At 41.8% G+C, this 21,626-nt stretch carries 18 protein-coding genes and 1 riboswitch; of the genes, 7 read left to right on the plus strand and 11 right to left on the minus strand.

From position 1 onward, the window contains the following. Complete coding sequence (gene wecB, locus B151_RS0110715; protein WP_020403629.1) at positions 1 to 1,062, plus strand: non-hydrolyzing UDP-N-acetylglucosamine 2-epimerase; 1,062 nt, start codon at positions 1 to 3, stop codon at positions 1,060 to 1,062. A gap of 88 nt (positions 1,063 to 1,150) precedes the next feature. Then, a complete protein-coding gene (locus B151_RS0110720; protein WP_020403630.1) occupies positions 1,151 to 2,230 on the plus strand; it encodes a glycosyltransferase family 4 protein in 1,080 nt (359 codons plus the stop codon). A 3-nt stretch (positions 2,231 to 2,233) separates the two neighbouring features. Here the strand turns inward: B151_RS0110720 and B151_RS0110725 are convergent, their stop codons facing one another. Genes B151_RS0110725 through B151_RS18525 form a run of 4 tightly spaced genes read right to left on the minus strand, consistent with a single transcriptional unit; the run spans position 2,234 to position 6,549 of the window. Further along, positions 2,234 to 3,145, minus strand: a complete 912-nt coding sequence (locus tag B151_RS0110725; protein WP_020403631.1) for a glycosyltransferase family 2 protein — start codon at positions 3,143 to 3,145, stop codon at positions 2,234 to 2,236. Beyond that, a complete protein-coding gene (locus B151_RS0110730) occupies positions 3,138 to 4,016 on the minus strand; it encodes a sulfotransferase family protein (protein WP_020403632.1) in 879 nt (292 codons plus the stop codon). Before B151_RS0110730 ends, B151_RS0110725 begins: the two co-directional genes overlap by 8 nt. Beyond that, a complete protein-coding gene (locus B151_RS0110735; RefSeq protein WP_020403633.1) occupies positions 4,009 to 5,088 on the minus strand; it encodes a DegT/DnrJ/EryC1/StrS family aminotransferase in 1,080 nt (359 codons plus the stop codon). Before B151_RS0110735 ends, B151_RS0110730 begins: the two co-directional genes overlap by 8 nt. Before the next feature lie 3 nt (positions 5,089 to 5,091). Beyond that, positions 5,092 to 6,549, minus strand: coding sequence for a lipopolysaccharide biosynthesis protein (locus tag B151_RS18525; RefSeq protein ID WP_020403634.1), 1,458 nt, complete (start codon positions 6,547 to 6,549; stop codon positions 5,092 to 5,094). Positions 6,550 to 6,718: 169 nt separating this feature from the next. Between B151_RS18525 and hisS the strand changes: the two genes are divergently transcribed. Next, positions 6,719 to 7,975 (plus strand): histidine--tRNA ligase, encoded by a 1,257-nt coding sequence (gene hisS / locus B151_RS0110745; RefSeq protein ID WP_020403635.1) that lies wholly within the window; start codon positions 6,719 to 6,721, stop codon positions 7,973 to 7,975. 454 nt (positions 7,976 to 8,429) lie between these two features. On the opposite strand, the gene B151_RS0110750 is transcribed toward hisS, so the two are convergent. Then, complete coding sequence (locus B151_RS0110750; RefSeq protein ID WP_020403636.1) at positions 8,430 to 10,538, minus strand: amino acid permease; 2,109 nt, start codon at positions 10,536 to 10,538, stop codon at positions 8,430 to 8,432. A 74-nt stretch (positions 10,539 to 10,612) separates the two neighbouring features. After that, positions 10,613 to 10,867, minus strand: coding sequence for a hypothetical protein (locus tag B151_RS0110755; RefSeq protein ID WP_020403637.1), 255 nt, complete (start codon positions 10,865 to 10,867; stop codon positions 10,613 to 10,615). A gap of 199 nt (positions 10,868 to 11,066) precedes the next feature. Between B151_RS0110755 and B151_RS0110760 the strand changes: the two genes are divergently transcribed. Beyond that, the gene (locus B151_RS0110760; RefSeq protein ID WP_020403638.1) at positions 11,067 to 12,914 is read left to right on the plus strand and encodes a cation:proton antiporter; all 1,848 of its coding nucleotides are present in this window, start codon (positions 11,067 to 11,069) and stop codon (positions 12,912 to 12,914) included. A 44-nt stretch (positions 12,915 to 12,958) separates the two neighbouring features. On the opposite strand, the gene B151_RS18530 is transcribed toward B151_RS0110760, so the two are convergent. Continuing rightward, positions 12,959 to 15,121 (minus strand): cation:proton antiporter domain-containing protein, encoded by a 2,163-nt coding sequence (locus tag B151_RS18530; RefSeq protein WP_051069742.1) that lies wholly within the window; start codon positions 15,119 to 15,121, stop codon positions 12,959 to 12,961. Between the two features lie 96 nt (positions 15,122 to 15,217). Next, positions 15,218 to 15,880 carry a beta/alpha barrel domain-containing protein gene (locus B151_RS0110770; protein WP_020403640.1) on the minus strand — a complete coding sequence of 221 codons (663 nt, stop codon included), beginning with the start codon at positions 15,878 to 15,880 and terminating at the stop codon, positions 15,218 to 15,220. A gap of 61 nt (positions 15,881 to 15,941) precedes the next feature. Further along, a riboswitch (cyclic di-AMP (ydaO/yuaA leader) is annotated at positions 15,942 to 16,069 on the minus strand. A gap of 310 nt (positions 16,070 to 16,379) precedes the next feature. Here B151_RS0110770 and lysA point away from each other — a divergent pair. Continuing rightward, positions 16,380 to 17,534, plus strand: coding sequence for a diaminopimelate decarboxylase (lysA, locus tag B151_RS0110780; protein ID WP_020403642.1), 1,155 nt, complete (start codon positions 16,380 to 16,382; stop codon positions 17,532 to 17,534). Here lysA and B151_RS0110785 read toward each other — a convergent pair. From B151_RS0110785 to B151_RS0110795, 3 genes are all read right to left on the minus strand, one after another. After that, positions 17,531 to 17,878 carry a type II toxin-antitoxin system PemK/MazF family toxin gene (locus tag B151_RS0110785; RefSeq protein WP_026166617.1) on the minus strand — a complete coding sequence of 116 codons (348 nt, stop codon included), beginning with the start codon at positions 17,876 to 17,878 and terminating at the stop codon, positions 17,531 to 17,533. The genes lysA and B151_RS0110785 overlap by 4 nt on opposite strands. Continuing rightward, on the minus strand, positions 17,856 to 18,080 hold the full coding sequence (locus B151_RS19590) for a hypothetical protein (RefSeq protein WP_157470930.1): 225 nt from the start codon (positions 18,078 to 18,080) through the stop codon (positions 17,856 to 17,858). Before B151_RS19590 ends, B151_RS0110785 begins: the two co-directional genes overlap by 23 nt. 61 nt (positions 18,081 to 18,141) lie before the next feature. Then, a complete protein-coding gene (locus tag B151_RS0110795) occupies positions 18,142 to 19,365 on the minus strand; it encodes a BaiN/RdsA family NAD(P)/FAD-dependent oxidoreductase (protein WP_020403645.1) in 1,224 nt (407 codons plus the stop codon). Between the two features lie 221 nt (positions 19,366 to 19,586). Between B151_RS0110795 and B151_RS0110800 the strand changes: the two genes are divergently transcribed. Next, positions 19,587 to 20,948 (plus strand): aspartate kinase, encoded by a 1,362-nt coding sequence (locus tag B151_RS0110800; protein WP_020403646.1) that lies wholly within the window; start codon positions 19,587 to 19,589, stop codon positions 20,946 to 20,948. 246 nt (positions 20,949 to 21,194) lie between these two features. After that, positions 21,195 to 21,587 carry a hypothetical protein gene (locus B151_RS0110805; RefSeq protein WP_020403647.1) on the plus strand — a complete coding sequence of 131 codons (393 nt, stop codon included), beginning with the start codon at positions 21,195 to 21,197 and terminating at the stop codon, positions 21,585 to 21,587. Positions 21,588 to 21,626: the final 39 nt, after the last annotated feature.

Raw genomic sequence — 21,626 nt, forward strand, 5'->3', positions numbered from 1 at the left:
ATGATCCTGACCATCGTTGGAGCACGCCCTCAATTCGTGAAAGCAGCCGTTGTTTCGAAAGCCTTTTCTGAAGCAGGAGTAGAAGAAGAAATAATTCACACCGGACAGCATTATGATTATGAGATGAGTACCGTTTTTTGGGAAGAACTTGGTTTGCCTACTCCCTCCGTAAATCTTGAAGTTGGATCAGGTTCTCATGGAAAGCAAACCGGGATCATGCTTCAAAAGCTTGAAGATTTCATTCTCGATCTTCCTGAAAAGCCCCAAGCGCTTTTAGTTTATGGTGATACAAATTCCACTTTGGCTGGAGCTATCGTGGCATCAAAATTACATATCCCTGTAGTCCATGTGGAAGCCGGTTTGCGTAGTTTTAACCGAAATATGCCAGAAGAAATTAACCGGATACTAACCGATCACGCTTCTGATTTTCTCTTTTGTTCATCGGAAGAAGGAGTTACCCAACTTGCTAAAGAAGGCATTACAAAACAGGTATATAATGTCGGGGATGTAATGTATGATGCATTACTTACTTTTTCAGAAATAGCAGATAAAAAGTTCAACCTTCAGGATATAATCCCTTTTGAGGCAGACAGCTATTACCTGGCAACCATTCACCGGCCTTCCAATACCGATAATGATGCCAACTTAACATCAATTCTGCAAGCTTTTGGTGAACTTTCAAAACCAGTGGTATGGCCGGTTCACCCGAGGAATAAAGAGAGATTGAAGACCGTGTCAATACCGAAAAACCTTCATCTTATTGATCCGGTTTCCTATTTCAAAATGATGGTTTTACTCAAAAATAGTTTTAAAGTGATTACCGATTCCGGTGGACTGCAGAAGGAAGCCTACTGGATGAAAAAACCTTGCATTACCGTGAGAGGGGAGACTGAGTGGAAGGAAACATTGCAGGGAAACTGGAATATCCTAACCGGCCCGAATCAGCAAAAGATTTTAAAAGCTTCTACAGATTCTCCCAATACAACATGGAAACCACTTTACGGGGAAGCAAACGCTACCAATAAAATAGCTAAGATTTTAAAAGCTACAGGTATTGTATAACGCCATTTAAAATAGAAATTCCTTTATTTATTGTTTTCATACCAAACCCCCTTAAACTTTTGTAAAGTTTAGCCATCAACAAGGTAAAATGCCCGGAAATCCAACCATTCTTTTTATCCATTTTGGGGAATCTTCTTTTGTAAAAGAAGATCTCCGAATTCTTGAATCTTTCGGGGAAGTTAGAGTTTTTCATTTTCAAGCATCTAAATCCGGTTTTTCTCTGCTGAAAAATTTCGTACAACAAGTTTTTTGGCTGCTCAATAACACGCCTGATGCTGATCTCATTTATTGCTGGTTTTCAGATTATCATTCTTTTCTTCCCACTGTTTTCTCCAAATGGCTTGGAATTCCATCCATCACGGTGTTAGGTGGTTTTGACTGCAATAAAATTGAATCGCTGAATTATGGTATTTTTTGCAGCAGTTGGCGAGCTCCTTTAGGAAAGTATGTTTTAAAAAACAGTTCTCTTCTTTTGCCCGTTGACAAAACTTTGATCAAAACTGACGCCATTGCTAAACATTGGGGAGAGTCTCACCCTAACGGAGTTACACAAAATATTCCCGGGTTTAATAAGAATAACTGGGAAGCTTTAGCAACCGGCTATGATCCAAAGGCATGGAAACCAGGCTCGCTTCAAAGAGAAAAAATAGTTAGTACCGTTGCATTATGCTCTAATCACCGGACTGCGCTCATTAAAGGGTGGGACCTCTTTATTGAAGCTTCAAAATTGCTGCCTGATTATACTTTCAAAATCGTAGGTGCAGATCCACAGCTTGTGCCCGAATTAAAAGAACGATACCAACCCGGGAAAAATCTCGAATTTTTACCCCCAATACCCAGGCAGGAGCTTGAAAACATCTACCGCCAAAGTTCAGTTTACGCTCAATTATCGCGCGCCGAAGGCCTTCCCAATGTATTATGCGAAGCCATGATGTGCGGGTGTGTACCTGTAGGCAGTGCCGTTTTTGGGATTCCACATGGAATTGGTAAAGCGGGGCTAATTGCAGAAAATCCTGATCCGGATAAAATCGCTGAATTGATAAGAGAAGCTCACCACAACGCAGAAGAACTAAGACCCAAAGCCCGACAAAGAATCATTGAAGAGTTTTCTTTGGAAAACAGGACAACCCGATTGCAAACCATCATTTCGGAAGCGGCTGAACTTTAACCGCTATAAATCAAACCATTCTTTGATTTTTCGTCCGGGAGGAGTTTTGGCTATAGCTCGCTTTACAATAGATTTTTTGTCGTTAAAATGAACACGTGCCTTTTCAAGTTGTAACAGCTTATTGTATTTATAGTCAGTATATGCGTTGAAGTCATCATAGGTTTTCAGAATTTTGACTACTTGCTTTCTTCTTTTCTCAAAATTCATTTGTTGACTCCATGAACCCGATGCATTTACCCGATACATACAAGTTATGTCATTAATGTATCCATAATTACCTTTTGTTCCTAAAAACAGCGATAGCGGCAGATCGCCAACCGGCGAATTAAATACCCACTCAGGAATTTCACTCACATATTTCTGACGAAAAAAAATGGTTGCCGTGATCATAAAATCACCTGCTTTTATGATCGCGTCTCGGAGATCATATTTCTTTCGGGAAACCGCATTTTTGGGTCTGTATATTTTTTTCCGGTCCGAATTTTCCTCAAAATAAAATTGAGCCGCTGTAAAACATACCGAGCAATCCGGGTGATTCTCTAAAAAATTATATTGCTTTTGAAGCTTTTGGGGATCAGTCCAATAATCATCTCCGTCTAATAAAGCGATGTATTTTCCGGTACAGTTTTCCAGGATATTCTGAAAGTTGTAGAGTCGTCCTCTTTTTTGGCGTTCTGTCCAATAAGCATCACCCTTTTCCCGCTGCAATATTTTTATGTGAATCTTCTCCGTACTCTCGTACTCTTTGATGATCTTCAGCGTGTCATCTGGCGAAAAATCATCTCCAATTACCACCTCAACGTTGAAATCCGTCTCCTGCATCATGACACCATCCATAGCCTGACGGATATAGTTTTCATGGTTATAGCACATCAAACGGATGCTAACGGCATATTCGCTTTTTGAATCACTCATAGCCAAATCTTTCTAATTGCTTTGATGCTATTTTGCCAAATCGTTGGATTTCATTTTCTGAAAGCTCATCAAGATAATTACCGATGTTAGTGGCATCAGGCTTTCTCAATGTTTTCTTTTTCCAGTCTAAGGTGGAAGAAGGTTCTTTCTGCTGTTGCTTCTCTACGTTATGGTACTGTATCATTTTCCCATCATAGGGCAAGTTCAGAAATCCGCATATCTTTGTTAACTCTTCTTCGGATGTTGAAATTAGATCTTCATATCGTACCCAGAATTTTTGATCTTCCGGAAGTTCTTCAAAAAAAGAATCCAATTTCCCAATATTGCCAATCCATTCTTTAGCAATAGCGCTTATTTCGGTTGGGAGCTTGGGCTTGTAAGGTGAATTGGTATTCAGTTTTTTTATTTCTTTGTAAGAACAAGCCACGTCTCTACCATCACGAATAATGGCAATAAATTTTGCTTTAGGATAGATGGATTCTATCAATTTAAGATGATCCAGATAGTAATTATTCTTATCACCTAAATACTTGGGATCTTTCTCTTGCTGGCGAGCATAACTTTCTACGACCAAACAGCACAATTCCGCATAAGATGAAGGTTGTCGATCAAGAATTGAAGCCTTTATATCTTCATAATCCAATTCCCAGTTTTCTATCTTTCTCGAAGTGGATAGGTTATGGGTAAACTCTTTTACTTTAGATACATTTTTTGAGTCTTTCTCAGACCACTTTCCATATTTTGAATACCACCATTGGATGAATCCACATTCGGGAGGTATGCAAATTTCTGGATGATTTGTGAGCATTAGTCGCAAAAGCGTTGTGCCGGATCTTGGGTTTCCCAGAATAAAAATCATACGTTCAGACATTCCGTAAAGTCTTTTTGATAGTCTCTATTACCAATTCCTGTTCTTCTTTTTTTAACTGATGGTATAGCGGAAGGCATAACACACGAGCTGAAACCGACTCAGAAATAGGCATTTCACCGGAAACGTAATCCAGATTGTTTAATGAGGGATAAAAATATCTTCTGGCGTAAATATGCTTTTTTTCTAACTCTGTTTTAACGCGATTCATTGTTGCCTCACTTTCAAATACAGCTGAAAAGTAGGCAAAATTGAATCCATCCCGATCTGTAAGTTTGAGCATTTGAATAGATTCAGGCTTCAGTTCTTTCTCATATCGCTGATATTGATGCTTTCTGCGCTGAAGAAGATCATCTACATACTTCAAGTTCACCAATCCCATGGCTGCATGAAATTCTGAGTTTTTGCCATTAACACCCAACCCATTGAAATTACCGGGGCCATCATGACCAAAGTTTCGCATAAAATACATGCGCTCCATCAAGTTCTGGTTTTCAGAAAAAACTGCCCCTCCTTCTATAGTTTGAAATATTTTTGTGGCATGAAAACTACAGGTGCTAATGTCTCCCCATTCGAATACTGAACTACCTTTATAAGTGGTACCGAAACAGTGAGCGGCATCATAAATAACTTTGAGTTGATGCTTATCCGCGATTTCTTTTATGGCCTCTACATCGCATGGATTCCCAAATACGTGAGTTGCCAGAATAGCGGATGTATTTTCTGTGATAGCCGGTTCAATTTTATTGGGATCCAGGTTCAGCGTTTCAGAGTCGATATCAACAAAAACAGGGGTGCAACCTTCCCAAACAATGCTGGATGTTGTAGCTACATAACTGAATGGGGTAGTAATGATTTCCCCTGAAATACCCAATGCTTTTATGGCAAATTGGAGAGCAATGGTTCCATTTCCAACCAATAACAAATTTCTGAACCCAAGGTAGTTTTTTAACTGTTCCTCCAGATCCTGAACCAATGGTCCGTTATTTGTTATCCATTCCCTGCTCCAAATCCCTTCCAGAAACTTTTCATATTCCTCTTGTGGCGGCAAAAATGGTTTAGTGACTGGGATCATTTTTTATATTTTTATTTTGTTAAATATTGGAAACTTGGGTCTGAGAATATAAACCATATCCTTAAAGGGTTGTGCTTTCATCCAATAACAAGTAGCGGTATAAATAATGACTCCTGTTATTATTGATACTATGAGCCGAACATACTCAAAATCGAATCCAATTAAGTTGATCCCAAGCACTGCTATCGCCATCGGAATGCTGAACCTAACGATGGGAAAAACATCCATAAACTGTTCCATTTTTTTGTAATTCATCAATTTTGAGGTGTACATCATATTTAAGTAAAGCGCCAGGTAGGAACTCACTACTTGTGCTATGATTAATCCCCAAAATCCCCATAAAAGACCAATTACGATTGCTATGGTAACCCCAGTTTTTTTAAGAATCTGTAATTTTAAAATAAGATCCGTTCTTCCTAAAACTTTCAAAATATTCAGGTTTATTACGTGCATGTGATAGATTAGCCCAACCAATGAAAGTAATTGAAGAATTGGGGCAGTTTTAACCCACTTCTCTCCTATCAAGGTTATTACTAAAGGTTCAGCAACTATCATTAACCCAATCATAGCTGGAAAGATCATTAGAGATATAACTCCTAAGATTTTTTTATATCCATCCTTTAATCGATCGGGATTCCCTTTTACCTTAGAAAGTGCGGGGTAAGTAACCCTCACTAATATACCAACCAGGTTTTCAGTTACTACATTTCTGAAGTTCTCCGCCTGCACATAAAACCCAAGCAGGGATGTATTGTAAATCCTCCCAATAATCACTTTGTATATCTCCTTGAAAAAAACATCCATAAGTCCCGAAAGCATCAGCTTCGAACCAAAGCCATACAGCCTGTTAAATGAATCTTTGCTGAAGAACTTATTTGGAAGCCACGGATTCAGTCCCCAAAAAAGAAAGGAAGTAGTGAAAGCCATCAACACATATTGCGTGGCTAAAGCCCAAACACCAAAACCATAGAAAGCCAACGTAATGGCGCTTCCGCTGCTGAGAAAAGTTGATATCAGGTTAATAATAGCTTGTGTTCTGAAATTTATTTTCTGAGAATATAAAGCCCGCTGCACAATCGTAATGGAGAAGAATATTGGAGTCAAAGCCATGAACCTGGTCATTTCAAGCAACACCGGCTCATCAAAAAACCTACTTATAGCAGGAGCTCCCATCCAAAGAACAATAAATAATATCAATGCAGTAATTAGATTTATAAAAAAAGTTGTGGACTTATCGTCCTCACTGATTTCATCTTCTCTAATCAAAGCCTGACTAAACCCGCTATCAATTAAAATATTGGCTACTGAAAAGAAAATGGCCACCATCGCCACTACACCAAAATCTTCAGGCACGAGTATCCTGGCTAAAATGATGGTGCTTAATACATTTAATACTCGTCCGCCAAATTTTTCAACGGTAGCCCAAAGAACCCCGCCTAAAGCTTGTTGCGATAATGACATTTATGAAAGGCTAAGTAATTTCTGCATATCGTAAAACGTAAAGCTAAATTAGTTGACTGGCTTTATTTAATGGTTCAATTTTAACATTGTCAAGGTAGTTATTGTAAAGAAATTCATCCACACGAACCTTATCTTCTTTGTGGATAAATTTTAAGGCAAAAAATAAAACATGGCTAAACCCAAATACACTTCGCACGTTGGAATGGTTGACATTCTCCCTGATGAATCTCCAAAATGGAGGGCATTGGAAACCATCATTCATGAAGAGGCTGCTAAGTTCAATTTTGAAGAGATCCGTACCCCTATTATGGAGCAAACGGAACTGATAGTGCGAGGTATTGGTCAGCTGACGGATATTGTTTCGAAGGAGATCTTTGCTTTTGAAAAAGGCGATAGTCATTATGTATTGCGGCCGGAGTTAACGGCACCCGTGGTTCGTGCTTTTGTTGAGCACCACCTGGAGCAGCGGGGCGGTTCGCAAAAGTTATATTACATAGGGCCCATGTTTCGGGCAGAGAAGCCGCAAAAAGGACGTCAGCGTCAGTTTCATCAGTTTGGGGCAGAAGTAATTGGAAGTGACGACCCGGTTGCAGATGTAGAGATCATTGCTTTAATGATCCGTATATACCAGCGGGTTGGGATCAACAATTTTGAACTGAAATTGAATTCTGTGGGCGACCCTGAGAGCCGGGAAACCTACAAAGAAGCATTACGAAGTTATTTAAAGCCGAACTTGGATAAAATGAGTGAGCTTTCCCAAAAGCGCTTTGAGAAAAATCCTATGCGCATTTTGGATTCCAAGGAACCTGAAGATCAACAGTTTATCGAAAGTGCACCGGTAATCCAGGACTATTTGAATGAAGATTCCACCGAGCATTTTGAAAAAGTGCAACAGTATTTGGATCAGCTTGGAATCAATTACACGATCGATCCACATCTCGTTCGCGGAATGGATTATTATACCCGAACGGCATTTGAGCTTATTTCACCTGATCTGGGTTCACAGGATGCCCTGGCCGGTGGCGGTCGTTATGATCTGCTGGTGGAGGAAATTGGCGGTCAGCCCACGCCTGCTGTTGGATTTGCAGCCGGAATGGAGCGGTTGCTCATTGCCTGCGAAGAATTAGACATCTCGCTTGCTGAAGAGAAAACGGTAGACGTATATTTCGTCACCCTTGGCGATGCTGCACGCACCTGGGCGCTCACCCATTTACCCAAAGCCCGCGAAGCCGGACTTTCCGCCACCATGGATTACAAAGGCCGGTCCATGAAAGCGCAGATGAAAGATGCCGATCGTGAAAATGCACTTTATACGGTTATCATAGGGGATAATGAGCTTAATGAAGGTAAATTCACCTTGCGAAATATGAAGGAAAGTGAGGAGAACTCGCTGACTTTTGAGGAGATCTTGGAGAAGCTTGGATAAATCCCTGTTCCAAGATAGAGTGTTTGGAACAATTTGACGCTCTGCATTCGTCGAACCACTTCTTGTTGAGTTGTTATACGGCCTGATTGTTGGAAAGAAAAAGCTCGTGACAGCTACATTCCCTTTCAGTGGTCGGACGAGTTCCTGCTTGTTTTAAAAAGAAAAGAATTCGTCCGGCGAGTGAACCCACTCGAATATCTGACAGGCCCAAATATTGTACTAACTACAAATTTTCTCCAACGACCCCCATCTCGTCTGACGATTGAACGCCAGTCAAGTTATTTCTACAACCTCGAAAACTTGATTACCACTTTCAATTCTTCGGACCACTTATTGTTTAGTTCCAAAATCTGAATGCAAAAAAGAGTTAGCTGTTACATATGGCTTCACCTCTCAATGGGTGGATGAAATTTTGCCAAGATTGTTTGTTACCCTTTCAATAGATGCTAACCTGTTATCCTTTTAGCATTTTTTTTAGTTCGTTGATGTCTTCCACTTCTCCAATAATTGACAATTCATCTCCTTCCTGAAGTACGGTAATGCCATGTGGGATCTTGATCTCCCCTTTGCGACGTATAATGGTGATGAGGCTTTGTCCCGGGAAGGAAATCTCCTTGATCATCTTACCGATATATTGCTGCGTGCTGTCATCAGGATTAAGAGTTATCTTGATAAATCTTTCATCGCGAAGTAAGATTTCCTTTATCTCCTCTTCATTTTCAGCAACTATCCAGCGTTGCAGAAAGTTTTTACTGCCCACCATTTCAGCAATATGAGCCAGGATACGTAAATGTTGCCCGGTTTTTGCTTCTGAACTAACAAAGAATATGATGGAATGAAGTTTATTCCCCCCTTTCTCCCGGCTTGCTCTGTTATTGATCTTCTCTTTGCTATATCCATCCCTAATGCGCACCAACACCAATTCAGGTGAAATCTCTTCTTTTAGCCTGGCGTGGTTCAGGGCGACCCCATCTGCAATTTGGATGGCTGTATTTTCTTCAGAGGTTAAAAATAGTTTTTCGAGTTCAGCTATGGTAATGTTTAACTTCTCGGCCAAGCATTCTGCTGATTCCTTAAAGATTGTATCATAATTGGTGTCTGAATCAAATTCTAATACATTGGCACGGGACACCATTTCTTCGTAAGGATCTTCTTGACGTAGTCCCTTTTCCCTGAGGATCCCTCTCATCTCACTTTCAAGGCCCTGATCTTTATTTTCTCCAAGACGAGCATGTACGTGAAAGATCGCCCCCTGGCGTTCTACTTTTTCCTGAGCATAATATTTATACCAAACGATAGCCGCTACTGAAACAGCCAGCGTAAATAAGATAGAGAGAATCCCCATCTCAAAGATGAGAATAATAGACAGGATCATTCCTGCAATTTGCACCCAGGGATACCATGGAGATTTAAAACCGGGGTCATATTCTGCAATACGACTTTCCCGCATTACAATCACAGCCAGGTTCAACAATCCAAAGAGCAGCAACTGAAAAGCACTTGCTAACTTTGCCACTTCAGATACATTAAAAGCTAATAAGAAGAAAAGCATCAATACCACGGTAGCGATCACAGACCAGTGTGGCGTACCCAACCTACCAATATTTGCGAACTTGTTGTTGATCAGCTTATCGCGTGCCATTGCCATTGGATATCTTGAAGCCGACATAATACCCGCGTTTCCGGTTGATGCAAACGCAGCTACTGCAGCAATCACTACCAGGATCAACCCTCCCGGTTCAGGAAGCCAATCCAAGAATACTTCTCCGGCTGTTGCAACAGGGGTCAGGTCCTCTCGAAAAGCTTGAGGGTCCAGCAGGGCAACCATGATGTAAACACCAACCACATATACAACCACCGCTGTACTGATAGCCAGGAACATACCAAGCGGGATATTCCGATCCGGGTCTTTTACCTCTTCGGCGATGCTTGCCACTTTGGTGAGACCGGCGTACGAAACGAAGACCATTCCCACCGTAGCAAAAAATCCAAAAATACCGTCTGTGAAGAACGGGGTAAATTGTTTTTCCGTAATATCCACAATGTCTAAAGAAAATACTTCGACCACACCCTGTACTATGTAAAAGAACATGATGGTTACCAAAGCAGCTACAAGTACCTTTTGTAGCAAGGTAGTTTCCTTGGCACCCACGATATTCAAAACTCCAAACACGATGGTAAGTGACACCGCTACGTACAGAATGTCCACTTCATAAAAAATAGCGATATAGGCTCCCATACCAATCAGGGCAAATGCACTTTTCAAGACGAGTGCTAACCAAGAACCAAAACCGCCAATGGTCCCAAACATGGGGCCCAGGCTTCGGTCAATGATATAATACGTTCCGCCCGACCGTGGTAATGCCGTTGCCAACTCCGCAACACTGAACATGGTAGGAAGTACAATAATGCCCGAAACCAAATAGGCTAAAACAACGGAAGGGCCGGTTTCGGCTGCTGCCAATCCCGGTAATAAAAAGAATCCGGAGCTGAACATAGCACCTGTTGCAATGGCGTATACATCCGAAAGCCCTAATTCTTTTGCTAATTTTTTATGCTTCATAATCTATGATAATAACTGCTAAATAAATATCTGAGGTTTTTGAACCGTAACTCGCAGTAGGTAATTATTAATATCTAAAATTCGTCCAATGCGTCTTTTTCTTCTTGATCGGCATCATCCGAAGAATGAAAAGACCTCCACAATCGAGCTCCCATCCGAATGGCGTAACCGATAATCACCAGTCCGATCAAGCCCTGCAGCTTTATACTTAAAACAGGATGAAGATCAAAGGTCTCAATGATCAAGAATTCTATGAGTGCAGAGATTCCAAGAATTGCAAAAAGCCAGATCAGCTCCTTTAATAAAACTTTTAATGCACTTTTATTCATTGAATTACGATCGGGTTAAGATTCAATAATAACATAACCGGAGGTAAAATCCATAATGTTTTGACTTAAGCTTAATCTTAAGTATTTATCAATGTTATTGAGGTTCAAATGGTTTCTTGTTACACACTTTGGTTATCTTCAGTTCCATAAATTTAAATTTATATGTATTAAATCGCTTTGCGGTACTCCTGAATTCCTTATGACAGAAAGTATTTTAATTGGTATTACTAGTGTAATTTTTTTTGGTGTAGGCGCTCAATGGCTGGGCTGGAAACTGAAGTTACCGGCCATTCTTCTCTTGTTGCTATCCGGCCTCTTGGCCGGCCCTGTTTTAGGTCTGGTTAAACCCGATGTATTGATGGGGAACCTTTTAACTCCCTTTATCAACGTTTCGGTAGCAATCATTTTATTTGAGGGCGGCTTAAGTTTAAAGTTTTCGGAGCTCAGAAATATAGGAGGAGCTATTGGCAACCTCGTTAGCATCGGGGCTTTGTTAACCTGGGTTTTGACTTCCATTTCAGGATACTTTTTATTTGGATTTGGATGGGAGTTAGCGGTTTTATTAGGAGCTATTCTTATTGTAACCGGACCAACCGTCATTGTCCCTTTATTAAGACAAGTGCGTCCTTCCGGTCAGGTTGGATCTATTTTAAAATGGGAAGGCATTGTAATAGACCCCATCGGTGCTATGATCGCCGTATTGGTTTTTGAGGTTATCCTGGCCAGTGGTTTTTCGGAAGCCACCAGCCTCGCTTTCATGAGTATTTTCAAAACCATTCTTTTTGGTTCTGCTTTGGGACTGGCGGGTGCCGGAATTTTGTACCTTTTATTGAAGAAGCATCTTTTACCGGATTTCCTTCAAAATCCCGTAAGTCTGATGATCGTAGTTCTGATCTTTACCATATCTGACATTTTTCAGCATGAATCGGGACTCTGGGCTACTACGTTGATGGGAGTTGTGCTGGCAAACCAGAAAGCTGCCAAGATCCATCATATTGTAGAATTCAAGGAAAACATCAGGCTATTGCTCCTTTCTGCTCTCTTCATCTTACTTGCAGCAAGGGTAGAACTCACAAATCTTCTGGGCAACCTGAATTTGAATATGCTGGCCTTTCTTACCATTTTGATCGTTGTGATCAGGCCTGCGGCGGTTTACCTATCTACCATTTTCTCACCGCTCAGCTGGAAGGAAAAATTGTTTCTATGCTGGATGGCCCCAAGAGGAGTTGTAGCAGCTTCCATATCATCTATTTTTGCTATTTCATTGATGCAAAACGGATTCTCAGAAGCTAATCAACTTATCTCAATTGTATTTATCACCATCATCAGCACTGTGGCCATATATGGATTAACAGCCCCATGGGTAGCAAGAAAACTGGGCGTTGCCAAACCGGTACCGCGAGGGTTTTTGATCATAGGTGCCCATAACTGGGCTATAGATTTAGCCACCGAAATCGAAAAACACGGTGGCAAAACCCTTATTGCAGATTCCAACTGGAAAAATATCAGTAATGCTAAATCACATGGTCTTAACACCTATTATGGTAACGTGTTATCTGAATTTGCCCTCGATCATTTAAACTTAGACGGTATTGGTAAACTTATTTCCGTCACCCCTAACGATGAAGTAAATGCTCTTACCGCTATACGGTTTTCAGAACTCTTCGGCCGTTCAAGAGTGTACCAACTTTCGCCAAGCGTTAAAAAGAAATCTGATGATAACGAAGACGGGATTATACAGGCAGGACGTATCTTATTCCAAAAAAATGCCAATTTTGAGTTTTTCACACAACAGTACCAGAGTGGCAAGGTCATTAAATCGACACAGCTCACTGATGCTTTTACCTTTCAGGATTTCAAAGAAACACATGGCAACGATGCGATTCCACTGTTTATCGTAACAAACGACAAATCCATTCAGCCATTTACAACAGATAATCCTCCGGTTCCTCAGCCAGGAAATATTTTGATCTCTTTAACTAATCCTGAAGTTGACACGCAAAGAAAACCTGAGAAAACAACTCAGGAAAAACTCGAGATTGAATAAGAAAATATATGTAATAGAGATTCTATCCTTTGGAGATCCTCAAACTAAGTATTAAAAACTACCACGGCACATTTTGCGTCCTCAAGCATATTTTCGACTCTTGGGCCCAAATATAACCGATGTGAACCCGGGCGAATATTGGTACCCAGTATCATCAGGTCAATATCATTCCTTCTTGCAAAATCATTCACTACAACTTCAACTTCTTCTCCACTTTCTACAACCGCTTCGGTATTAACATTGTAAGCATTACCTCGTTCTTTAAGCTCGCCAACTAACTCTTTAGCGATCTCTGCTTTACTTACACCAAGTTCTCCGGATAAACGATAGGGTCTTTCAGAACGACTTTCGGCTTCCATCACATTCATTCCTGTAACCTCACAAGATTGATTATTCCGTGCCAATGCAAAGGCTAGTTCCGCTGCATTATTTGATGCGGCCGTGCCATTGGTTGGAACCAAAATACGCTTCGGATTCCATGTCTCCTGATCATCATAAGGCTGAACGATCATTACGGGACAAGGAGCCACGCGCACCATATAGTCAATAAAAGAGCTGAATAAATGCCTTCGGCCCGGTTCTTTTTCTGTAGCTCCCAAAACCAGCAGGTCATAATCTTTTTCTACTTCTTCAAGGATAGCTTTATCAGGTTGTACATCCGCAACTACTTTTTTAGTTACTTCAATGCCTTCAAACATTTTTCCCAATTCATCAAGATATTTTTCACATTCCTGCTTATTGCCTTTTTGTGCCACGGTCATCAAGGTAACCGATAGATCATTTTGTTGTCCCAATCGGGCAAGGATCTGCGACTCGAGGGATTGCGTGGACCGTTTATCGGGTGCTGTTTCGCGCCGGCGTACCGGTAAAAGCACCCTGTGAATGCCAGCCACAATGCTCCCGGCTTCCATTTCTTCTTTTTTGAGCCGCTCTTCTTCTTCAGCTCCCATCTCTACTTTACTGAGTACCCATTTCAAAGCAGAAGGTGCCATCAACGAGGTCGCCATGGCCATCACCACAATGATGGAGAACATATCCTGGGAGAGAATTCCAAGCCGCAACCCGATGGTAGCAATAATGATCTCCATTGCTCCACGAGCATTCAACCCGGCTCCAAAACTCAACGAAGTCCAATGATCTTTCTTCCCAATAAACCTTGCACCCATGTAGGTTCCTACAATCTTTCCAACTGTGGCAATCAGTATTACAATGCCTGTGATAATCAGAAGCCGGGGCTCAAATAAGTTGATCACGTTTACTTTTAAACCCGCAACCGCAAAAAATATGGGCGCAAAAATTCCAAGAGCAATACTTTCCAATTTATGGTGAACTTCATCGGGAAGACGGGGCATCATCCCGAATAAGATCCCCATAACAAACGCTCCTAAAACAGCTTCCAGGTTTAATGCCTGAGTGATCGCACCCCATAAGAACGTCAGCACTACAACCAATGTCAGCAACCGATCAGCGCTTTTGACCTGATCTTGTACATAAGCCAATAGCTTTTTCACCATCCAGCGGCCAACGGTAAAACTCACCAGCATAAATGCAAGAACACTACCCACGATCTGTAAAACACTTCCTGCCGTTACCGATTCTCCACTTGCAATACCGGCTACAATAGAAAGCAGGATCCAGCCAATAGTATCGTCACTCATACCTGCTGCAATAATGGTTTGACCAACATCGCGCCGCATTAAATTGAGATCCATGAGTACTTTTGCGATCACCGGGATCGCCGAAATGGAAAGGGCGGTTGCTACAAACAGAGAAAACACCAACCGCTCCCCGGTGTCGGCTAATAAGAAATCCGGCAAATTTTGTCCCAGTACAAACCCGGTTGCAAAAGTAACGATTATTCCTCCACCGGATACGCCCATTGCTGTCCGGGCATGCCTTTTGATAAGCCGAATATCGGTTTCAAGACCGGTTATAAGTAAAAGAAACATTGCTCCGATTAAACTCACTACTTCCAGCAAGTAGCCTTGGGTTGCTGTTTGAGGAATGATCCATTCACCAACACCGGGGAAAAATCCGGCAATCAGGGAAGGCCCTAAAATAATACCGGCCAGGATCTCTCCAACTACTGAAGGTTGATTAAGCCTTTGAGCTATTTCGCCCATAGTGCGGGCAACTAATAATAAAATGGCTACTTGTATGACTAACACTAATACATCGTGATGAGGCGCTGCGCTAAAAACGTCCATAGGATATACCAATGGTTTAAATGGTTAATGAGGATACTCTTTCAGAATAAGTCTTCCTGTAAAGAGCGATTAAAGAGTTGTTTTAAATTCTGCTTTTTATACCCGCTGACTTCGATATTCATCAAATACCGTTCGCAGGATCTCGGTTGCAGTTGGAGGATTGAACACAATGGCATCCGCACCGGCTTTTATGGTCTCCCGGATAGATGAATCATGAGGTCCTCCACTGGCCATGATCTTCATTTCGGGAAATCGATCCCGAATCTCAGCTACTGTATCAACGGTTATCTCCCCGGTGGAAATATTAAAGATATCCACCCCGGCGTCCAACAAATCCTGAATAGGTTCCGCGTCAAACATGACGGTATATATTAAAGTACCATCAATTTCAGCCCGAATATTTTTAATGATCTCCGGAGCTGTCGGTTTGGTGATCACAACGCCTGCCGCCCCTACATCAAAAGCTCCCTTTGCGAGCTTAATAGTTTGTTCTTTACGGAGAAGGCCGCCACCTATATCGCAAAACACCGGTTTTGAAGCGAAATCCACGATCACTTTATCCAATTCATTCGATTTGTTGAATGGATTTACGGTCATGATAGAATCCGCTTCCAGATTTTGGATGTATGCAAGGTCGGTGCTCAAGAGAATGGAATGTACCAAATGGTTCCCAACCTGTATGCCGGGACTTTCTGCAATCACATCAGGAATGTGAAATTTATTGGCAGAAAGTAGGAAATCCTGCTGTTTTAAATTCATGTGCGTTTCTCGGTATTAATTTAGTTAACAGATGTGAAGACCGCTCACGCACAAGGCACGCTCAATCTTCTATCAATGCCTGCGAAGTTAGCTGTCGGGCTGGAGCTGATAGATGCTCTTTCCGTCTGGAATTCGCCCCATATTCGGGTCCTCCGCTCTTGATGATGCAAGATTAGGCTGATTGTTTAAACTGACAACTATGATACCGGCTTTTTAGTTTTTGGGCAAACGTAAAATGTTATGATTTTTCAATCTTTGGATAATTGATATCCGGAATAACTTTTTATACCCCCTTTTTCCTGTCTCATAAGGGGATAGAGTTTATTGATTTCAAAGCCACTTTTCTTTTTCACAATAATTATCCCGGACGATTTTTTGAGCTGAATTGCATTGTTTATTCTCTTTTGTCCGCATCTCTTATTTCAAAGCAACGAGGTCTGTTTTTTTCTTATCTTTGTTGCGCTCAAAACTCACTCATTCATTTTAAATCCAGATTTTGATGTTTCCATCACAAGTCACTGAATTTTTCAAATCCCAAAAAACGCCTTTCTATTATTACGACCTTGATGTGTTAAACACCACGCTTGATGAGATCAAAAAGCACGGCCTTTCTAAAGGTTATCATGTACATTTTGCATTGAAAGCCAATAATCAACTCAAAATATTAGAGATAATCAGAGAGGCTGGATTAGGAGCCGATTGTGTGAGCGGAGGCGAAGTTCAGCGGGCCATTGATGCTGGATTTTCTGCGGATGAGATCGCTTTTGCAGGCGTTGGAAAAAGTGATGAAGAAATTGAGCTTGGTTTAAATCATAACATTTTTTGCTTCAATTGTGAATCTCCCCAGGAGCTGGAAGTATTGAATGAACTGGCGGGAAAGCAGGGAAAGACAGCGAAGATCGCCCTTCGGCTCAACCCCAACGTAGAAGCCGATACCCATAAATATATTACCACCGGACTGAATGAGAATAAATTTGGCATCAATGCATCGGACCTGGATGCTGTATTGGAGCAATTGCCAGAATTAGAGCATCTGAAACTTATCGGGATTCACTTTCATATCGGTTCGCAGATCCAAAAATTTACGCCGTTTGAAGAACTCTGTAAAAAAGCGAATGCGCTGAATGATCACATTGAAGAGCAGGGTTTTGAACTTTCTGTGATCAACGTTGGCGGGGGATTTGGAATTAATTACGAGCATCCGAACGATAATTCTGTGCCCGATTTCGAGCGTTTCTTTGGTTTGTTTGATAAACATATCCGGCTTAAAGACCACCAGCAACTGCATTTTGAATTGGGGCGATCTGTCGTAGGGCAATGTGGAAGCCTCATCACCAAAGTGCTGTACACCAAATATGGACAGACCAAAAATTTTGCCATCGTAGATGCCGGCATGACCGAGCTCATCCGTCCGGCTCTGTACCAAGCCGCCCACCGCATTGATGTGTTGACGAGCACAAAACCGGAAGAAAAATACGATGTGGTCGGCCCTATTTGCGAAAGCTCAGATACCTTCCGGAAAGATATTTCCATCCCAAAAGTAGAGCGGGGAGATTTAGTGGCAATCCGCAGCGCCGGGGCATATGGAGAGGTAATGCGTAGCGCTTATAATCTTCGTGAAGCCAATCCTTCCATTTATTCTGACGAAATCTAAATTCCGAAAAAAGCTCTCATCTTTTCACCCAAAGTCGATTGATCCTTTTCTGTAAGTCGAGCAATTTTTTTGATGATCAGGCTTTTTTGAATTGTAGCAAATTTCATTCGTATCATTGAAGGTTTAGGCAATCCTGCTTCTTTCCATTCTGATAATTTGTAATCGCCGACTTTGGGTTTTGCTTTCAAATTGCTGGTCACAAACATGACCAAAACATCTGGCCCTGAATTATATTTTTTTGGAGAAAGGATTAGTGCGGGTCTCTTCTTCGTAGTTTGTAAATTGGTGAATGGAAAAGGGAGTAAGACAATATCCCAGCGATCATAGGTCATTATAGACCTCATCTTCTTCATTATCCCACTCAGAAAAAGAAGGCTCGCTGACTTTCATGATTTCGGCCAGATCATGCTCCTCGCCAAGTCGATCCATTGCTTCATTTACGTACTCATCGATCAGCTCAGCAACCAATCCACTCATTGACTTTCCCTCTAAAGAAGCAATTGCCTTCAGCTTTTTTCTCTTCTCGTCCGGTATTCTGATGCTCATTACACTCATCTCTTCTCCTTTTTGTAGTATAACCTACATGAAGGTACTTTATTTTTGCTTGTTAAGCCAATTGTCCCGCTATGTATCCCGTCGTCCATGCGGCTTGAAAGTTAAAGCCACCGGTCACACCATCAATATCCAATACCTCCCCAGCGAAGTATAGATTGGGAGATTTACGGCTTTGCATGGTTTTCATGTCCACATCCTGTAAGCTGACTCCGCCACAGGTTACAAACTCTTCTTTAAAGGTAGTTTTTCCCTGAACCTGATATTCATCGTTGGTCAGCAAATGCACCAAACGGTTCAAATTTTTCTTGCCCATATTCTGCCAGATCATAGCATCTCCAAGCTCTAATTTCCCGATCAGGAATTCCCATAACCGACCGGGCAATCCAAAGGGATTTACATTGTGGATCATTTTCATTCCATACTCTCCAGCCACTTCTTTTAAAATAGCTCGGATTTCCTGCTCTGTTTTCTCTCCGGCCCAGTTTACCAGCACTTTGAAGTCATAATTTTTCTCATTCAATTCCCTGGCACCAAAAGCAGAAAGTTTCAATATTGCAGGGCCACTCATACCCCAATGAGTAATCAGTAAGGGGCCGTTGGATTGCAATTTTGATCCCATGATCTTTACCGAAACGGGATCAGCCGCTATGCCCATCAGCTTTTTGATCGGTTCATCCGGCATGTTGAAAGTAAACAAGGACGGCACCGGTTCTTCGATCTCGTGATCCAGCTCCCGCAACCAATCAAACCCATTAGGCCGCGGACTTCCGCCCGTAGCCACGACCACTTTATCGGCATGGAGCCTGCCTCCCCTGTCCAAACTGAGCTCATACCCGCCCTCTGTTTTCTTCAGTTTTTTGATGTTTGTCTTAGTCTTGATCCCGATGCCTAACTGTTGCGTTTCCTTCATCAGGCAGTCAATAATGGTTTGGGAATTGTCTGTTGTAGGAAACATACGGCCATCCGATTCGGTCTTCAGCTTCACCCCACGTTTTTCAAACCACGCGATGGTATCAGTGGGCGAGAACCGGCCAAATGCTTTTTTCAAGGGACGTTCTCCCCGTGGGTAAAACTTAACCAGCTCCCGAATATCAAAACAATGATGCGTTACATTGCATCGACCTCCACCGGAAATCCGCACTTTGGAAAGCAGTTTATTCGACTTTTCGTAGATGGTAACTTTGGCTTCGGGATGGTGGGTTTTAGCAGAAATAGCCGCGAAAAATCCGGCTGCGCCGCCACCAATTACTGCAACTTGTAGAATGTTTTTATCCATAAATCAAAGGTACCGTTTCTCGGGATAAGTCTCTTAATGATAACATTTAAATTAAATGAATTGGATGCTGGAGCTTTCGGAACCTGAATATCTGGAATTATTGGTAGAGCTTTGTAACAGTAGCAATATTGAATCATCAGCAGGAACATAATCCTGAATTCGACATGGAATAGGATGAGATTCCCCGTATTTTCCACTGCAATTTTTAAGGAAGAAATTCTATGCAGATCAACGTTCTGAAATTTGGCGGCACCTCCATGGCCGATCACAAAACATGGAAGCAAGTATTACAGATCATCCAAAAATATGAGTGGCCGGTAGTTGTAGTTTCTGCAACGGCACGGACAACCCGGCAACTTGTGGAAGCAGCACATTTAGCCTCAAAAGGAAAACTGGATGAGGCACTGGAGATATCCAAATCCATTCAGGAACGTCACCATAAGATTGTTGAAGATTTTCTGGATGAGAATCCACATGGCAAAAATAAGCTCATCAAAGATAGCTGCGAAAAGAATACGGCAGCCAAGATCAGCAAACTAAATAAACTGCTTACCTATACTGAAAGACAAAATAAACTTACCCCACAAATGAAGGATGCCATTGCCGCAATGGGTGAGCAAATTTCATCCTACCTTTTGGCACAGTGCGGTTTAGCGCTGGACATGATGACCCAGCATATCGAGGCTCGGAAGCTCATCAAAACGGATGCTGAATATGGCAAGGCAAATCCCAACCGGCTGTTGATCAATCAGCATTGCGGTTCGCTGGAAACGGTATTAGACAGCGGGTTCACTCCCATCATCGGGGGCTTTTATGGAGAAGCTCCGGACAAAACCATCACCACCCTTGGATTCGAAGGCTCTGATTATTCGGCCAGTTTGATCGGCGGAGCCGTAGGGGCAGAAACCATCGAGATATGGACGGATGTAAGCGGGGTTTATACCGGAGATCCCCGATTCATTCCCGAAGCCAAACCGCTTAGCGAAATGAGCTATTTTGAAGCTACCGAAATGGCTTATTTCGGGGCAAAGGTCTTACACCCTTCTACCTTAAAACCGGCTCAGGAACGCAATATCCCCGTATTGGTGAAAAATATGTTCAACCCGGAAGATTCAGGAACCAGGATCGTTCGGGAATCGGAAAATGATCTGGACGTTTTGGCGCTTTCATTCAAAGAAAATATAGCCACCGTTACCATCAGCGCATACGAAACGGTGATGGGTTATTCTTTTCTGACCAGGGTTTTTAGTGTTCTTGAAAAACATCGGCTCGCCGTAGATGCCGTTAACACCACCGAAGCTTCCGTGACCATTGCGCTTACGGATGAAGAAATATTGGATGAACTTTCTAAAGAATTGATCGAAGTAGGAACCGTCCGTATCGAAAAGAATAAAGGGCTGCTCACATTGATCGGCTGTTCGCTTTATGCTGCTAATGATCTCGTTGAGAAGATTTTTTCAGTGCTTGGGGAAACCAAGACCGACATGATCTCCTTCACTAAAGAGAAACGTATTTTAAATATCGTGGTGAATGAAGCGGAGCTGGTTAAAGTTGCAAAGAAGCTTCATACTAAGTTGTTTTAATTGTAAAACACAGCTTAAGGAACTGGATCTTATCTATAAATTCTGCGTGGGTAGTTGGGCTAATCACTTCACGGTTTTAAAGGATCACGGAGCAAAAACCTCTGCTTATTTTGCTTTTTGATAACTACGTAGGTAAAAACACCTATGAATCTTTTCTTGAAATTAGGCTAAATCACTGATTTTTTGTGACCGTTTTACAATTACATTAACATTGAATTATTCTTCCTTCATCTTCGCGTTCGTTACATGCTACAAATTGCATATATAGCAAAATTGAATCAGACCAACAGCCTTATCATGGACACTCTTGATGTCCATTTTGATGCCCATGTAACTTTCATTGAACCAAAAGACATCCTCGGGGAATCTTCTAATACTTCTGTTAGCAATCCGGATCTTGTAATATTTGATCTGAATACTTCCACGGAGTACCGAAATGCCACCAACAAAATTCAACGGATCAATCAAATATTTTCTGATCCCCCGTTGATAGTGATTCATCCCTATGAAATGAAAAAGTTCGTAGACCCACTTTTGAAAGCAGGAGTAAATGCTGTTATACCCATCGCCCCTTCCGAAGATGAGATCAAGACAGCTATCACATCAACGCTTCAGGGAAAAACATTTGTAAGCCTGTAGCACCATATAGGTGTTTTAGCCTACGTGAAAATCATTCTC

The organism is Gracilimonas tropica DSM 19535 (assembly GCF_000375425.1).
GTDB lineage: Bacteria > Bacteroidota > Rhodothermia > Balneolales > Balneolaceae > Gracilimonas > Gracilimonas tropica.

Bases quoted from the DNA above. Each gene is read 5' to 3' on its own strand.
- B151_RS18525 (WP_020403634.1), bottom strand. From the start codon at position 6,549: ATGTCATTATCGCAACAAGCTTTAGGCGGGGTTCTTTGGGCTACCGTT.
- B151_RS18530 (WP_051069742.1), bottom strand. From the start codon at position 15,121: ATGGACGTTTTTAGCGCAGCGCCTCATCACGATGTATTAGTGTTAGTC.
- B151_RS0110730 (WP_020403632.1), bottom strand. From the start codon at position 4,016: ATGTCTGAACGTATGATTTTTATTCTGGGAAACCCAAGATCCGGCACA.
- B151_RS0110795 (WP_020403645.1), bottom strand. From the start codon at position 19,365: ATGGATAAAAACATTCTACAAGTTGCAGTAATTGGTGGCGGCGCAGCC.
- B151_RS0110755 (WP_020403637.1), bottom strand. From the start codon at position 10,867: ATGAATAAAAGTGCATTAAAAGTTTTATTAAAGGAGCTGATCTGGCTT.
- B151_RS0110720 (WP_020403630.1), top strand. From the start codon at position 1,151: ATGCCCGGAAATCCAACCATTCTTTTTATCCATTTTGGGGAATCTTCT.
- B151_RS0110725 (WP_020403631.1), bottom strand. From the start codon at position 3,145: ATGAGTGATTCAAAAAGCGAATATGCCGTTAGCATCCGTTTGATGTGC.
- B151_RS19590 (WP_157470930.1), bottom strand. From the start codon at position 18,080: ATGAGCATCAGAATACCGGACGAGAAGAGAAAAAAGCTGAAGGCAATT.
- B151_RS0110785 (WP_026166617.1), bottom strand. From the start codon at position 17,878: ATGAGGTCTATAATGACCTATGATCGCTGGGATATTGTCTTACTCCCT.
- hisS (WP_020403635.1), top strand. From the start codon at position 6,719: ATGGCTAAACCCAAATACACTTCGCACGTTGGAATGGTTGACATTCTC.
- B151_RS0110760 (WP_020403638.1), top strand. From the start codon at position 11,067: ATGACAGAAAGTATTTTAATTGGTATTACTAGTGTAATTTTTTTTGGT.
- B151_RS0110800 (WP_020403646.1), top strand. From the start codon at position 19,587: ATGCAGATCAACGTTCTGAAATTTGGCGGCACCTCCATGGCCGATCAC.
- wecB (WP_020403629.1), top strand. From the start codon at position 1: ATGATCCTGACCATCGTTGGAGCACGCCCTCAATTCGTGAAAGCAGCC.
- B151_RS0110735 (WP_020403633.1), bottom strand. From the start codon at position 5,088: ATGATCCCAGTCACTAAACCATTTTTGCCGCCACAAGAGGAATATGAA.
- B151_RS0110750 (WP_020403636.1), bottom strand. From the start codon at position 10,538: ATGAAGCATAAAAAATTAGCAAAAGAATTAGGGCTTTCGGATGTATAC.
- B151_RS0110805 (WP_020403647.1), top strand. From the start codon at position 21,195: ATGCTACAAATTGCATATATAGCAAAATTGAATCAGACCAACAGCCTT.
- B151_RS0110770 (WP_020403640.1), bottom strand. From the start codon at position 15,880: ATGAATTTAAAACAGCAGGATTTCCTACTTTCTGCCAATAAATTTCAC.
- lysA (WP_020403642.1), top strand. From the start codon at position 16,380: ATGTTTCCATCACAAGTCACTGAATTTTTCAAATCCCAAAAAACGCCT.